This is a genomic window from Streptomyces sp. Q6, from assembly GCF_036967205.1.
Lineage (GTDB): Bacteria > Actinomycetota > Actinomycetes > Streptomycetales > Streptomycetaceae > Streptomyces > Streptomyces citrinus.
Genome location: NZ_CP146022.1, coordinates 3,666,541 through 3,679,940 on the forward strand (window position 1 = coordinate 3,666,541; position 13,400 = coordinate 3,679,940).

Below are 13,400 nucleotides of genomic sequence, written 5' to 3' on the forward strand. Positions count from 1 at the left end.
GCGACTCAGATCCGCATCGGCTGCGGCGAGTCCCGGCGGGCCGGGTCGGCACCCTCGTACTCGCGGATGATCTCGTAGCGCGTGTTGCGCTCGACGGGCCGGAAGCCGGCGTCGCGGATCAGGTCGAGCAGGTCCTCACGGGTCAGCTTGTTCGGCGTCCCGTAGTTGTCCGCGTCGTGCGTGATCTTGTACTCGACGACCGAGCCGTCCATGTCGTCGGCGCCGTGCTGGAGCGCGAGCTGCGTGGTGTGCAGGCCGTGCATGACCCAGAAGCACTTCACGTGCGGGACGTTGTCGAACAGCAGGCGCGAGACCGCGAAGGTCTTCAGCGCCTCGGCGCCGGTGGCCATGGTCGTACGGGCCTGGAGGCGGTTGCGCACCTTCCCGTCCTTCATGTCCACGAAGTCGTGCTGGTAGCGCAGCGGGATGAAGACCTGGAAGCCGCCGGTCTCGTCCTGGAGCTCGCGCAGCCGCAGCACGTGGTCCACGCGGTGGCGGGGCTCCTCGATGTGGCCGTAGAGCATGGTCGACGGCGTCTTGAGGCCCTTCTGGTGGGCCAGCCGGTGGATCCGCGACCAGTCCTCCCAGTGGGTGTCGTGGTCGACGATGTGCTGCCGGATCTCCCAGTCGAAGATCTCGGCACCGCCGCCGGTCAGCGACTCCAGACCGGCCTCGATCAGCTCGTCGAGGATGTCGGAGGCGGACAGCCCCGAGATCTTCTCGAAGTGGTGGATCTCGGTGGCCGTGAACGCCTTCAGGCCGACGTTCGGCAGGGCCTCCTTGAGGGCCTTCAGGGAGCGCGGGTAGTAGCGCCACGGAAGGTTCGGGTGCAGGCCGTTGACGATGTGCAGCTCGGTCAGGTTCTCCGACTCCATCGCCTTGGCCAGCTTCACGGCCTCCTCGATGCGCATCGTGTACGCGTCCTTCTCGCCCGGCTTGCGCTGGAACGAGCAGTAGGCGCACGAGGCGGTGCAGACGTTCGTCATGTTGAGGTGGCGGTTGACGTTGAAGTGGACGACGTCACCGTTCTTGCGCGTCCGCACCTCGTGCGCGAGGCCGCCGAGCCAGGCCAGGTCGTCCGACTCGTAGAGCGCGATGCCGTCCTCGCGGGACAGCCGCTCGCCGTCCCTGACCTTCTGCTCCAGCTCGCGCTTGAGCCCTGCGTCCATGCCCGTACCTCTCCTCAACTCAAGAGACCCATAAGAGTCCGGTCCACCGTACGCCCACGCCCCGACGGGGCGGCTCAGACCTCTTCGGGAAGCTCCCCGACCCGGTTCTCCCACTTGGTGGACAGCACGATGGTCGTCCGGGTGCGGGACACGCCCTTCGTGCCGCTGAGGCGGCGGATCGTCTTCTCCAGACCGTCCACGTCGCTGGCGCGCACCTTGAGCATGTACGAGTCGTCGCCCGCGATGAACCAGCAGTCCTCGATCTCGTGCAGGTCCTTCAGGCGGTGCGCGACGTCCTCGTGGTCGGCGGCGTCGGAGAGCGAGATGCCGATGAGGGCGATGACGCCCAGTCCCAGCGAGGCCGAGTCGACGGTGGCCCGGTAGCCGGTGATGACGCCGGCCGCCTCCAGGCGGTTGATGCGGTCCGTGACGCTCGGCCCCGACAGGCCGACGAGACGGCCCAACTCGGCATAGGAGGCGCGGCCGTTCTCGCGCAGGGCCTGGATGAGCTGCCTGTCCACGGCGTCCATAGGTCCAAAGCCTTTCATTATTCAGCGTTGACGCGAGTTTACGTGTAGAATCTAAGGCGAGCGGGGGCGACACCCCGCAAAATCTAAACCTCAGTCGGCGGATCACCGAAGATCCGCGGATTCAACGATCTTCAGGAGTGTTGTCACCGTGTTCACGATCGAGATGGCGTACGCCCGCATGCGCGAGATGCAGGCCGAGGCCAATCGTTCCCGTGTCCACCAGTCCGCCACCGCCGAGCGCCGGGCGGCCAAGAAGCCCGCCGCGCGCGCCAAGAAGAGCTAACCCTCCCGGGAGCCACCCCCCAGCTCTCCCTCCCAACGGCGGTACAGCGTGTGCGGCACCCCTGCCGCGTCCAGCGCCCGCCCCGCGACGAAGTCCACCAGATCCTGGATGTGCGTCGCCCCCGCGTAGAACGCCGGCGAGGCGGGCAGCACGACCGCGCCCGCCTCGTCCAGGGCCACCAAGTGCTTGAGCGTCTGCCCGTTGAGCGGCGTCTCCCGCACCGCGACCACCAGCCTGCGCCGCTCCTTGAGCGTCACGCTCGCCACGCGCTGCAACAGGTCCTTCGACAGGCCGAGGGCCACACCCGCCACGCACGCCGTCGAAGCGGGCACGATGATCATGCCTTTGACCGGGTACGAGCCCGAGGACGGGCCCGCCGCGAGATCACCGGCGGCCCAGTACCGCACGCCGCTCAGGTCGATCCCGCCGAACGTGCCCGGCTTTCCGTCCGCGCCGCGCGCCAGCCACTCCCCCAGGTCCTCGCGCCAGTGCGCGTCCCGGAACGAGATGCCGGTCTCGTCGAGCAGCGTGAGCCGCGAGGCCCGCGACACGACCAGGTCGACGGCCTCACCGGCGTCGATCAGCGCGCGCAGCACGGAAGCGGCGTACGGGGTCCCGGACGCGCCGGACACTCCGACGACCCACGGTCTGCGGCTGCTTGGGTTGACGTGCTCCACACCACCGAGCCTATCCGGCATGCTGGTGCGGGAACTTGACCAGGGGCCTGGTCGTTCAGCCCGCGACGGCGCGGGCTCCAGGGGTGGGGGCTGAGATGACGGACAAGGCGATACACACGGACCAGTGGACGGCGCGGGATCGCGCGCTGGCCGCCGGGAAACTCATGGTGGGCTGGGTGGCCCTGCTGTGGGCCCTCGAAGCGCTCGACGTGGCGTCGGGCCACGCCCTCGACCGCTTCGGCATCCAGCCGCGCGATCCGGCCGAATTGGCCGACGTCGTCCCGGCGGCCTTCATCCACTTCGGCTTCGCGCATGTCGCGGCGAACTCGATCCCGCTGCTGGTCCTCGGCTTCGTCGCCGCGCTCTCCGGCATCCGCCGCTTCCTGCTGGCCGCCACGCTGATCGTCGTCGCGGACGGACTCGGCGTCTGGCTCGTCGCCCCGGACCACACGAACACGGCGGGCGCGTCGGGCCTGATCTTCGGCCTGTTCGGCTTCGTCGTGCTGTCCGGCTTCGTGGAGCGCCGCCCGCTCGGCATCGTCGTCGGCCTGCTGATAGCGGCCTACTGGGGCACGACGTTCCTGGCGGGCCTCTCCCCGACGAACGAGGGCGTCAGCTGGCAGGGCCATCTGATCGGCCTCGCGGCGGGGGTGGCCACGGCCTTCGTCGTCGCGCGGCGGCGACGCCCCCGACTTCCGGCGGCCTGAGGCTTCGGACCCCGGTACGGCTGAGGGCGGCGGCACCGTGGACCGGTGCCGCCGCCCTCGGCGCGTACGGACGCGGGAACTACACCGTCAGGCCGCGCACCAGCAGATCGAGCAGCGCGCACACGAACAGCGCGATCCCGATGAAGCCGTTGACCTGGAAGAAGGCGCGGTTCAGACGGGACAGGTCGTGCGGCTTGACGATCGAGTGCTCGTAGAGGAACGCACCCGCGACGATGACGAGACCGACCCAGAAGAACGTTCCGGCATCCGTCGCCAGCGCGTACCAGACGAAGAGCGCCGTCGTGAGGAAGTGGCAGACCCGCGCGCCCCAGATCGCGCCGGGGATGCCGAAGCGGGCGGGGACCGACTTCACGCCGACCTCGCGGTCGGTCTCCACGTCCTGGCACGCGTAGATCAGGTCGAAGCCGCCGATCCAGATGCCGACCGCGAGGCCGAGGATCACCGCGGTCCAGGACCACTCCCCCGTGATCGCGATCCACGCGCCGATCGGGCCCATGGCCTGCGCGAGACCGAGGATGGCCTGCGGGAAGTTCGTGAACCGCTTGCCGTACGGGTAGACGACCATCGGGATCACCGCGATGGGCGCGAGCGCCAGGCACAGCGGGTTCAGGAGGGCCGCCGAGGCGAGGAAGACGACCAGCGCGATCAGCGCGCCCGTCCACGCCGACTTCACCGAGACCGCGCCCGTGACCAGCTCGCGGTGGGCGGTGCGCGGGTTACGGGCGTCGATCTCGCGGTCGATGATCCGGTTCGCCGCCATCGCGAACGTGCGCAGGCCCACCATGCAGATGGTGACCAGCAGGAGCCGGCCCCAGTGGATGTTCTTGTCCAGCTCGAACATCGCCGTCAGGGAGGCGATGTAGGCGAACGGCAGCGCGAACACCGAGTGCTCGATCATGACCAGGCGCAGGAACGCCTTGGTGCGGCCCGGCTGCTGCGGGAGCGCCGCGGATGCTGAGCTCACTAGAGTCCGTACTCCTTCCAGCGGCGGTCCACGAGGGACGCCGTCCGGGGATCGGAGACGACCATCTCGGGCCAGCCCCCGTCCCGCGTATAGCCCTCCTCGGGCCACTTCCTCGTCGCGTCGATACCGGCCTTGCCGCCCCAGAACTGCTGGTAGGAGGCGTGGTCGAGGTGGTCGACAGGGCCTTCGGTGATCATCAGGTCGCGGGCGTAGTCCGTGTTGCCGAGCGCGCGCCACGAGACTTCATGAAGATCGTGCACGTCGCAATCGGAGTCGACGACGACGATGAGCTTCGTCAGCGACATCATGTGCGCGCCCCAAATCGCGGACATCACCTTCTGGGCGTGCTTCGGGTACTTCTTGTCGATCGAGACGATCGCGCAGTTGTGGAAGCCGCCCGACTCGGGGAGGTGGTAGTCCACGATGTCCGGGACGATCACCTTGAGGAGGGGGAGGAAGAAGCGCTCCGTGGCACGGCCCAGCGGGCCGTCCTCCGTCGGGGGCCTGCCGACCACGATCGACTGGAGCAGCGGGCGCTTGCGCATCGTCACGCAGTCGATGGTGAGCGCCGGGAAGGGTTCCTGCGGGGTGTAGAAGCCCGTGTGGTCGCCGAAGGGGCCCTCGGGGAGCATCTCGCCCGGCTCCAGCCAGCCCTCGATGACGACCTCGGCCTGCGCCGGGACCTGCAACGGGACGGTCTTGCAGTCGACCATCTCGACGCGCTTGCCCTGGATGAACCCGGCGAGCAGGTACTCGTCGATGTCACCGGGCAGCGGCGCCGTCGACGCGTACGTCACGGCCGGCGGGCAGCCGAAGGCGATCGCTACCGGCAGCTTCTCGCCCCGCTTGGCGGCCACCTGGTAGTGGTTGCGGCTGTCCTTGTGGATCTGCCAGTGCATGCCGATGGTGCGCTTGTCGTGGCGCTGGAGGCGGTAGAGGCCCAGGTTGCGGACGCCGGACTCGGGGTCCTTGGTGTGGGTGAGGCCCAGGTTGAAGAAGGAGCCGCCGTCCTCGGGCCACGTGAACAGGGCCGGGAGCTTGTCCAGGTCGACGTCGTCGCCGCGCAGCACGACCTCCTGCACGGGGGCCGCGTCGGACTTCACCTTCTTCGGCGGCACGTGCACCATCGAGCCGAGCTTGCCGAACGCCTCGCGCATCCCGACGAAGCCCTGCGGCAGCTCGGGCTTCAGCAGACCGCCGATCTTGTCGCTGATGTCGCTGTACGACTTCAGGCCGAGGGCCTTGAGGAGCCTGCGGTCGGTGCCGTACACGTTCATCGCGAGGGGCATCGCCGAGCCCTTCACGTTCTCGAAGAGAAGGGCCGGGCCGCCTGCCTTGTTCACCCGGTCGACGATCTCACCGACCTCCAGGTAGGGGTCGACTTCGGCCTTGATGCGCTTCAGGTCGCCCTCGCGCTCCAGCGCCCGGAGCAGGGAGCGAAGATCGTCGTAAGCCATGTGTTCCAGTTTGTCATCCCGCACCACGGATCTTGGCGGGGGTGTCACCGGTTCCCGCTACCCTGTGCCTCTCGTCTCACTAGGGGGTTGTCCGGCCGTGCTGAGGTATCTGCCGTTCCTGTTGGTCCTGGCGTTGTGGATCTACGCCTTCATCGACTGCCTCAACACCCCGGAGGAGGAGGTGCGCGGGCTGCCCAAGGTGGTCTGGGTCATCATCATCCTGCTCTTCGGCGAGGTCCTGGTCGGGCCGATCGCGTGGCTCGCGGCCGGGAAGCGGCGGCACGCCCCGGCCGGTGGCTCCACGCCCTCCGAGTGGCACCGCAACCACAGGGCGCCGTTCGTGGCGCCGGACGACAACCCGGAGTTCCTCCAGTCCCTGAAGGAAGAGAACAAGAAGGACGAGACGCTGCTCAAGGACTGGGAGGCGGATCTGCGCCGCCGCGAGGAGGAGCTCAAGCGGCGCGAGCGCGAGCAGGGCAAGGACTGACCGAGCGCCGGTCCCGGGCCGCGGTAGCTGTACCGCACACTGGTAGGCGGAACCCTTCCCTCCCCTGTCCCCCGTAAAGGCCCATGTCCAGACCCACGCACCCTTCCGCGCCCGCCCCCGACGTCGTCACGGGACCCGAGAGACTGATCGCCGTCGAGGAGCACGGCGCGGACCCGGTCCCGCACGACAAGCGGCACGGCAGCCCCCGTCAGCTCCTGTGGACCTGGGCCTCCCCGCAGGTCGGCTTCGCCACCGTGTTCATCGGGGTGCTGTCCGTCTCCGCGTTCGGCCTGAGCTTCTGGCAGGCGGTCGCCGCGCTGGTGCTCGGCGCGGGCCTCGGCTCGCTGGCCCACGGTCTGCTGTCCACGGACGGGCCGCGGTTCGGCGTCCCGCAGATGGTGATCGGCCGGCTCTCGTTCGGCTACCGGGGCAACGCCCTGCCGTCCGCGGTCAACGCCTTCGTCGCCGGTGTCGGCTGGTTCGCCGTGAACACGGTCGGCGGCGCCTTCGCGCTCAACTCGCTGACCGGGCTCGCGCCGCTGCCGAGCCTGCTGATCCTGGTGGTCCTGGAGATCGTCATCGGGTACGTGGGGCACGATCTGGTGCACCGCTTCGAGAAGTACGCGTTCCCCGTCCTCGGCGTGATCTTCCTGCTCGCCGGGGTGTGGATCTTCAAGGGGGCCGAGCTCCAGGGCTCGGGCTCCGGCGGCGGCTTCGGCGGGTTCATGCTCGCCTTCAGCGCCGTCTTCGGCTTCACCGCGGGCTGGAACCCGTGCGCCGCCGACTACGCCCGCTACCTCCCCGCCGACACCTCGCGCCGCGCCACCGCCTGGTACGCCGGGCTCGGCCTGTTCGTCTCCGTCGCCGTCGTCTCGGTGATCGGCGCGGCCTCCGCCACGCTCGCCGCGCCCGCCGACGCCTCGCCCACCGACGCGTTCACCGGTCAGCTCCCGGGCTGGCTCGGCAACCTCACGCTCGTCGCGATCATCCTGGGCGCGATGGCCGCGGCCACCCTGAACGTCTACTCGGCGGCCGTCTCCATCTCCTCCCTCGACCTGACGCTGCCGCGCTGGATGAACCGCGCGGCCCTCGTCGCCCTCGTCGGCGCCATCGGCACCGCCGCCGGCTGGGCCTCGCTCGCCGACGCGGGCCACGCCTTCGAGAACTTCCTGCTCGTCATCGCGTACTGGATCGCGCCCTGGCTCGGGGTCGTCCTCATGGAGCACTGGCTGCGCGCCCTGCCCGACGACGCCCTCGCCGCGCGGCTCCAGGACCGCGCGTTCGGCAATCCGGCCGGTCTGATCGCGCTGCTCGTCGGCGTCGCCGTGTCGGTGCCCCTCTTCTCCAACCAGGCCGTGTTCGTCGGCTGGGTGCCCAGCACCTGGCCGGCCGTCGGCGACCTGACCTGCCCGGTCGGCTTCGTGCTCGGCGCGCTTCTGTACGCCGTGCTGCGCCGCCGCGACACCACCGACTCCCTTCGCTAGAAAGGCCCGTACCTCATGGATCTCGATCTCGCCCGCACCTGGCTCGCCACCGCCGTCGAGGAGGCGCGGGCCGGCCGCGCCGAAGGGGGCATCCCGATCGGGGCCGCCCTGTACTCGGCCGACGGCGAGGTGCTCGGCCGCGGCCACAACCGCCGGGTGCAGGACGCGGACCCGTCCGTGCACGGGGAGACCGACGCGTTCCGCGCGGCCGGGCGGCAGCGCTCGTACCGGGGCACCACCATGGTGACCACGCTCAGCCCCTGCTGGTACTGCTCGGGCCTGGTGCGGCAGTTCGGGATCTCGCGGGTCGTGATCGGCGAGGCGCGCACCTTCCACGGCGGGCACGACTGGCTGGCCGAGCACGGCGTGGAGATCGTGCTGCTGGACGACCCGGAGTGCTTCGGCATGATGGAGGACTTCATCGCGGCCGAGCCGCAGCTGTGGAACGAGGACATCGGCGTCTGAGCCGCTGACGTCCACGTACAGCTTGTACGTCGTCACGCCCCCTGAAGCGGACAGTGCGCCCCTGTGCGGCGCGCGTCCGTGACCGGACACTCAGGGGGCATGACGACCGCCTCCACCAGCCCGCATCCCGCGCCCCTGCCCCCGCCCGCGTACGGCGACAAGGTCATCGCCGTCGAGACGGCCGGGGCCGAGCCCATCCCCGACGCCGAACGGCACGGTGGCCCGCGGCAGTTGCTGTGGACGTGGGCCTCGCCGAACATCGAGTTCGCGACCGTCTACATCGGCGTGATCTCGGTGCTGTTCTTCGGCCTGACCTTCTGGCAGGCCGCGGCCGCGCTGCTGCTCGGCACGGCGCTCGGCTCGCTCACCCAGGGCGTGCTCTCCCTCGACGGGCCGCGGTTCGGCGTGCCGCAGATGGCGATCGGGCGGCTCGCCTTCGGCCACCGGGGCAACGCGCTGCCCGCCGGGGTCAACGCCCTGGTGGCGGGCGTCGGCTGGTTCGCGGTCAACAGCGTCAGCGCCGCGTTCGCCCTGAACACGCTCACCGGGCTGCGGCCGCTGCCGTCGCTGCTGCTCGTCGTCGCGGCCGAGATCGTCATCGGCTTCATCGGGCACAACTTCGTGCACGCCTTCGAGAAGTACGCGTTCCCGGTCCTCGCGGTGGTGTTCCTGCTCGCGGGGGTGTGGACGTTCGGCGAGGCGGACCTGTCGGGGTCCGGCGGCGGGGGCGGCATCGGCGGGTTCCTGCTCGCGTTCAGCACGGCGTGGGGGTACGCGGCGGGCTGGAACCCGGGGGCGTCGGACTACTCGCGCTATCTGCCACGCACGGCGGACCGGCGGCGAACCGTGCTCTACCCGGCGCTCGGCCTGTTCGTCTCGGTGTCGGTCGTCTCGCTGATCGGCGCGGCCTCGGCGACGATCGTGGCGCCCGCGGACGCGACGCCGACGGCCGCGTTCACCGGCCATCTCCCGTCCTGGCTGGGCCACTTGGTGCTGCTCGCCATCATCCTGGGCGCGGTGTCGGCGAACGCGCTGAACATCTACTCGTCCGCCATGTCGGTCACCTCGCTCGGTCTGCGGCTGCCGTCCTGGCTGGGGCGCAGCACGCTCGTGGTGGTCTCGGGGCTCGCGGGCACGGCCGCGGCGTGGTCGTCGCTGGCCGACGCCGGGCACGCGTACGAGGCGTTCCTGCTGGTGATCGCGTACTGGATCGGGCCGTGGCTGGGCGTGGTGCTCGTCGAGCGGTGGCGCCGCGCGCGGACGCCGGACGAGGAGCTCGCGGGGCGCCTGACGGACAAGGGCTTCGCCAACTGGCCTGGTTTCGCGGCCCTGCTGGTCGGGATCGCGGTCTCGGTGCCGCTCTTCTCCAACCAGGAGAAGTACGTGGGGTGGGCGCCGGAGCGGTGGCCCTCGCTCGGTGACGTGACGTGCGTGGTCGGGTTCGCGGTGAGCGCGGCGGTGTACGCCATCGCTTGCCGAGTGTTCGCTTCGCGTCGTACAGTCTGAGCCCTCAGGTGTTCGTCGGCCGACGAACACTGGTGGGTGCGACGGAAGGCGTGCGTCATGCGTGCGGTGCGATTCGGCGAGTACGGCGGCCCCGAGGTCCTGACGACGGCGGACGTGGAGGTCCCCGAGCCGGGGCCGGGCCAGGTCGCCGTCGACGTCGCCTACGTCGGCGTGAACTTCGCCGACCTGAAGGCGCGCGCCGAGGGGTACCGGGTGACGTCCCTGCCGTACGTCCCCGGCCTTGAGGTCTCCGGCCGGATTCGCGCCCTGGGGGCGGGAGTCGAGGGTCTCGCCGTCGGCCAGGAGGTGGCCGCGCTGACCGAGGGCGGCGCCTACGCGGAGGTCGTCGTCGCGGACGCCGTCACCGCGTTCCCGCTCCCGGCGGGCCTCGACCTGCGCACGGCGGCGACCCTGCCGACGGTCCTGCCGACGGCGTACGCGCTGCTGCACGCGGTGGGCCGGCTGCGGGAGGGGAGAGCGTGCTCGTCCAGGGCGCCGCCGGCGGAGTCGGCACCGTGGCCGGGCAGTTGGCGCGAGCGGCCGGGGCGGGGCGGGTCATCGGCGTCGTGTCGAGCCCGGCGAAGGCGGAGTACGCGCTCAAGTACGGGTACGACGACGTGGTCCTCGCCGACGGATTCGGCTCCTCGGCCAGGGAGTTGACCGGCGGCCGGGGCGTCGACCTGGCGCTCGACCCGGTGGGCGGCGAGACGCTGCGCGAGACCCGCGAGGCGCTCGCGGTGTTCGGCCGCGTCGTCTCCTTCGGCAACGCGTCCTCGTCCCCCGCCTGGCAGATCGGCCAGGCCGAGCTCTACCCGACGGGCCTGTCCGTCGGCGGCTTCTCCATCCTCAACCTGGCGCGGACCGCCCCGCACGAGCTGCGCGCCCTCGCCGAACGCGCCTTCGCCGTCCCGGGTGTCGAACTCCCCGTCACGGGCGAGTACCCGCTCGCCGACGCGGCCGAGGCCCATCGCGCGATGGGCTCGCGCACGACCACGGGGAAGCTGCTGCTGCGGATCGCGGACTGAGGGAACGGGCGGCGACGGTGCGGATGCCCCCCTCCGGCGCCCGCACCGTGTCCGCCGCCCGTCCGGTCATCGGGCGTAGGAGCCGAGTCCCACGAGACAGTAGACGTACTCGTTGATGACCGTGCCGTTCATCGTGTACCGGGACGAAAAGGCGTACTCGGTCCGCGAGTTGCCGCCGCACCGCGTCAGATCGGACGTCATCGGGATGGTCTGGATCACCTTGTAGTGGGCGTCGGCGGCGGAGCAGTCGACCTCGTCGACGTCGTCGACCTCCTGGGCGGTGGTCGAGTCCGGCAGCGAACCGTTGAGGCAGGTGCCCGACGTGTACGGGCTGGGGTCCTCGGCGGTGGGCGTGACGGCGGCATCGGGAGTGGCGGTGCCGTACGGATCGGTCGAGGCATACGGATCGGGCGACGCGTACGGATCGGTGGAGGCGTACGGATCGGTCGAGTAGGGGTCCGTCGAGTACGGGGCGCTCGCCGCCGGGGACGAGTACGCCGACGAGGCCGCGTCGTCCGTGTCGTCGTCGCCCTCGCCGAGCTGGATCAGGAGCAGCACGACGAAGGCCATGGCCGCGACCGTGGCGACCGCCACCAGGCAGCCGCGGGCGTTGTTCGCTGGGGTCGGAGGCGGTCCTGGGGGCGTGGGGGGTATCTGCTGGGACACGGTGGTCAGTGTGGCGCAGTGGGCCCACGAAGTGGAACGAGTTTCTAGAAATTCATTCCATCCATCACGACCGGAACGACGTGTTCTACGCTTGCTGTCACCATGACCCCCAAGCAGCAGCGCGGCGCCGAGACCGCCGACCGACTCCTGGACGCCGCCCTCCAGGTGTACGCCGAGGCCGGCGAGCAGGGCGTCACCGTCTCCGCCCTGACCAGGGCGAGCGGTGTGAGCCTCGGCAGCATGTACCACCACTTCGGCAGCGTCGACGGTCTGATGGACGCGCTGCTGACGCGCTGGCTGACCCGGCTGCTCGGGGAGCTGACCGCCGCCCTGGAGCGCTCGCGCACCGCCCGCACCGGGATCAGGGCCGTCGTCCAGACCTACCTGGGGTTCGTCGAGGAGCACCCGGACGCCGCCCGCCTGCTGCACTCCTCGTACGCGGACCGGATGAACATGGCGCAGGCCAGGCAGGTGCGGGACGCGCAGGAGGCGCGCCTGTCGCCGGTGGCCGCGTGGGTGGACGGGCGGATCGCCGCGGGCGAGCTGGTCGCGCTGCCGCTGCCGCTGATCGAGGGGCTGATCCTCGGCCCGGTCGTGGCGACGGCCCGCCGCCACCTCTCCGGGCTCGACGACGTCGACCTCGCTCAGGCGGCCCGGGTCCTGCCCGACAGGATCTGGCGCTCGCTGGCCCCCTGAGGCCGGACGACCCGCGCGGCGCACGCCGCCGCGAGCAGTTCGCCGAGCAGCTCCGGGTCGCCGACCTCCACGCCGAGCAGCGACTCGATCCGCTCCAGCCGCTGGTAGAGCGACTGCCGCCCGATGTGCAGGAGCGCGGCCGTGCGGGTGGGGCTGCACCCGTGCCGCAGATGCACCTCCAGGGTGCGCACGAGGTCGCTGCCGTGCGTGGCCTCCCACTCCAGGAGCGGCCCGAGGACGTCGCCGACGAGCCGGGTCAGCCGGTCCCTGTTGGCCTCGACACCGCCGCGCGTCAGCTCCCGCTCCAGGGCGAGCGCCCGCGACGACGTCACCAACGGCCCGTCCCCGTACGCCGGTTCGGCCGCTGGCACGGTCAGCGCGAGCTCCAGCGTCGTCCGGGCGGTGCGCAGCGTGTCGCTCCAGCGCAGCCAGCCGTCGCCGGCGCCCACGGCGTGCCCGACGGCGATCGTCAGGCCCGGCTCGGCCGTCGCGCGGAACGCGTCGCGCACCGCCCGTACGGCGTCCCGGCCGGGCGGTGCCACGAGCAGCGCGAGCACATCGCCGGGGAACGCCGCCCGCAGCACCCGGCGCCCCGCGACCCGGTCCACCGCCGCGAGGGCGACCGCGCTCGGCCCGTGCACGGAGACGCCGACGAGCCGCGCCCCGGGCCCGGCCCGGAACCCGGCGAGCGCCGAACGGGCCTGCACCTCCGGCTGGTTGAGGGCTGCCCGTCGGCGAGGTCGGCGAGCAGCGCCGCACCCTGGTCGGCGTCGCGTACGTGGGGGACGGCGCGGGCGGCGAGGCCGTGCGCGACGATGGCCCGGTTGGCGGCCTCCGCGATCCGCACGAACGGCACGACGCGCCGCAGCGCCACCAGCGGAAACCCCAACTCGCGCGCCGCGGCGACCACTTCGCGGGGCATCCGCTCCAGCGAACGCCCCACCTCCACGGCGAGCCCGGCCACACCGCGGGCCGCGAGTTCCCGTACGTACAACCGCAGCGCGCCCTCGTCGGCGCCGAGGAACGCGAAGCCGTTCGTCAGGAGCAGCTCGCCGCCGTCGAGGAACCCGGCGCCTTCGTAGACCTCGCTGGAGTGCACCCAGCGCACGGGCCGGTCCAGCGCGCCGTCCCCCGCGAGGAGTTCGGGCGACGCGTCGGCGACGACGTCGAGGGCCAGGATCTCGCGGAGCGTGAGAGCGGGCACGGGGCCTCCCGGGCGTACGGACGGTGCGGACATTCCGTCGGGGTGCGGGCTGCCCGGAG

15 protein-coding genes and 1 pseudogene are annotated in these 13,400 nt (G+C 71.2%); 8 read left to right on the top strand and 8 right to left on the bottom strand.

What is annotated here, in order from left to right:
- Positions 1-5: 5 nt before the first annotated feature.
- Together mqnE and V2W30_RS17060 are read right to left on the bottom strand one after the other, a co-directional pair.
- Positions 6-1,169 carry an aminofutalosine synthase MqnE gene (gene mqnE / locus V2W30_RS17055; protein WP_338697533.1) on the bottom strand — a complete coding sequence of 388 codons (1,164 nt, stop codon included), beginning with the start codon at positions 1,167-1,169 and terminating at the stop codon, positions 6-8.
- A gap of 74 nt (positions 1,170-1,243) precedes the next feature.
- On the bottom strand, positions 1,244-1,699 hold the full coding sequence (locus V2W30_RS17060) for an Lrp/AsnC family transcriptional regulator (protein ID WP_018528218.1): 456 nt from the start codon (positions 1,697-1,699) through the stop codon (positions 1,244-1,246).
- Between the two features lie 148 nt (positions 1,700-1,847).
- Between V2W30_RS17060 and V2W30_RS17065 the strand changes: the two genes are divergently transcribed.
- Positions 1,848-1,982 (top strand): hypothetical protein, encoded by a 135-nt coding sequence (locus V2W30_RS17065; RefSeq protein ID WP_338703946.1) that lies wholly within the window; start codon positions 1,848-1,850, stop codon positions 1,980-1,982.
- Here the strand turns inward: V2W30_RS17065 and V2W30_RS17070 are convergent.
- Positions 1,979-2,659 carry a UbiX family flavin prenyltransferase gene (locus V2W30_RS17070; protein WP_338697536.1) on the bottom strand — a complete coding sequence of 227 codons (681 nt, stop codon included), beginning with the start codon at positions 2,657-2,659 and terminating at the stop codon, positions 1,979-1,981. The two genes, V2W30_RS17065 and V2W30_RS17070, sit on opposite strands and share 4 nt — an antisense overlap.
- Before the next feature lie 95 nt (positions 2,660-2,754).
- Between V2W30_RS17070 and V2W30_RS17075 the strand changes: the two genes are divergently transcribed.
- Entirely contained in the window at positions 2,755-3,366 is a 612-nt protein-coding gene (locus tag V2W30_RS17075) for a rhomboid family intramembrane serine protease (protein ID WP_338697538.1), read from the top strand.
- A 79-nt stretch (positions 3,367-3,445) separates the two neighbouring features.
- Here the strand turns inward: V2W30_RS17075 and mqnP are convergent, their stop codons facing one another.
- Both mqnP and V2W30_RS17085 read right to left on the bottom strand, forming a co-directional pair.
- Complete coding sequence (gene mqnP / locus V2W30_RS17080) at positions 3,446-4,351, bottom strand: menaquinone biosynthesis prenyltransferase MqnP (RefSeq protein ID WP_338697540.1); 906 nt, start codon at positions 4,349-4,351, stop codon at positions 3,446-3,448.
- Positions 4,351-5,808: a menaquinone biosynthesis decarboxylase gene (locus V2W30_RS17085; RefSeq protein WP_338697542.1), complete on the bottom strand. Its 1,458-nt coding sequence runs from the start codon at positions 5,806-5,808 to the stop codon at positions 4,351-4,353. Before V2W30_RS17085 ends, mqnP begins: the two co-directional genes overlap by 1 nt.
- A gap of 97 nt (positions 5,809-5,905) precedes the next feature.
- On the opposite strand from V2W30_RS17085, the gene V2W30_RS17090 reads away from it, so the two are divergent.
- The 5 genes and pseudogenes from V2W30_RS17090 to V2W30_RS17110 all read left to right on the top strand — a co-directional run bounded on the left by V2W30_RS17090 (position 5,906) and on the right by V2W30_RS17110 (position 10,775).
- A complete protein-coding gene (locus V2W30_RS17090; RefSeq protein ID WP_338697544.1) occupies positions 5,906-6,295 on the top strand; it encodes a PLD nuclease N-terminal domain-containing protein in 390 nt (129 codons plus the stop codon).
- A gap of 83 nt (positions 6,296-6,378) precedes the next feature.
- Positions 6,379-7,779: a purine-cytosine permease family protein gene (locus V2W30_RS17095; protein WP_338697545.1), complete on the top strand. Its 1,401-nt coding sequence runs from the start codon at positions 6,379-6,381 to the stop codon at positions 7,777-7,779.
- 15 nt (positions 7,780-7,794) lie between these two features.
- Positions 7,795-8,244: a nucleoside deaminase gene (locus V2W30_RS17100; RefSeq protein ID WP_338697546.1), complete on the top strand. Its 450-nt coding sequence runs from the start codon at positions 7,795-7,797 to the stop codon at positions 8,242-8,244.
- Between the two features lie 99 nt (positions 8,245-8,343).
- Positions 8,344-9,750 carry a purine-cytosine permease family protein gene (locus tag V2W30_RS17105; RefSeq protein ID WP_338697547.1) on the top strand — a complete coding sequence of 469 codons (1,407 nt, stop codon included), beginning with the start codon at positions 8,344-8,346 and terminating at the stop codon, positions 9,748-9,750.
- 57 nt (positions 9,751-9,807) lie between these two features.
- Positions 9,808-10,775 (top strand): annotated as a pseudogene (locus tag V2W30_RS17110) (quinone oxidoreductase family protein).
- 66 nt (positions 10,776-10,841) lie between these two features.
- Here V2W30_RS17110 and V2W30_RS17115 read toward each other — a convergent pair.
- Entirely contained in the window at positions 10,842-11,441 is a 600-nt protein-coding gene (locus tag V2W30_RS17115) for an LppU/SCO3897 family protein (protein WP_338697548.1), read from the bottom strand.
- A gap of 102 nt (positions 11,442-11,543) precedes the next feature.
- Between V2W30_RS17115 and V2W30_RS17120 the strand changes: the two genes are divergently transcribed.
- On the top strand, positions 11,544-12,137 hold the full coding sequence (locus V2W30_RS17120; RefSeq protein WP_338697549.1) for a TetR/AcrR family transcriptional regulator: 594 nt from the start codon (positions 11,544-11,546) through the stop codon (positions 12,135-12,137).
- On the opposite strand, the gene V2W30_RS17125 is transcribed toward V2W30_RS17120, so the two are convergent.
- Positions 12,086-12,646 (bottom strand): helix-turn-helix domain-containing protein, encoded by a 561-nt coding sequence (locus tag V2W30_RS17125; RefSeq protein WP_338697551.1) that lies wholly within the window; start codon positions 12,644-12,646, stop codon positions 12,086-12,088. The genes V2W30_RS17120 and V2W30_RS17125 overlap by 52 nt on opposite strands.
- Positions 12,607-13,341, bottom strand: a complete 735-nt coding sequence (locus V2W30_RS17130; RefSeq protein ID WP_338697553.1) for a PucR family transcriptional regulator ligand-binding domain-containing protein — start codon at positions 13,339-13,341, stop codon at positions 12,607-12,609. The genes V2W30_RS17125 and V2W30_RS17130 overlap by 40 nt, the downstream gene beginning before the upstream one ends.
- Positions 13,342-13,400 lie beyond the last annotated feature (59 nt).

Bases quoted from the DNA above. Each gene is read 5' to 3' on its own strand.
- V2W30_RS17105 (WP_338697547.1), top strand. From the start codon at position 8,344: ATGACGACCGCCTCCACCAGCCCGCATCCCGCGCCCCTGCCCCCGCCC.
- mqnE (WP_338697533.1), bottom strand. From the start codon at position 1,169: ATGGACGCAGGGCTCAAGCGCGAGCTGGAGCAGAAGGTCAGGGACGGC.
- V2W30_RS17060 (WP_018528218.1), bottom strand. From the start codon at position 1,699: ATGGACGCCGTGGACAGGCAGCTCATCCAGGCCCTGCGCGAGAACGGC.
- V2W30_RS17100 (WP_338697546.1), top strand. From the start codon at position 7,795: ATGGATCTCGATCTCGCCCGCACCTGGCTCGCCACCGCCGTCGAGGAG.
- V2W30_RS17085 (WP_338697542.1), bottom strand. From the start codon at position 5,808: ATGGCTTACGACGATCTTCGCTCCCTGCTCCGGGCGCTGGAGCGCGAG.
- V2W30_RS17075 (WP_338697538.1), top strand. From the start codon at position 2,755: ATGACGGACAAGGCGATACACACGGACCAGTGGACGGCGCGGGATCGC.
- V2W30_RS17095 (WP_338697545.1), top strand. From the start codon at position 6,379: ATGTCCAGACCCACGCACCCTTCCGCGCCCGCCCCCGACGTCGTCACG.
- V2W30_RS17120 (WP_338697549.1), top strand. From the start codon at position 11,544: ATGACCCCCAAGCAGCAGCGCGGCGCCGAGACCGCCGACCGACTCCTG.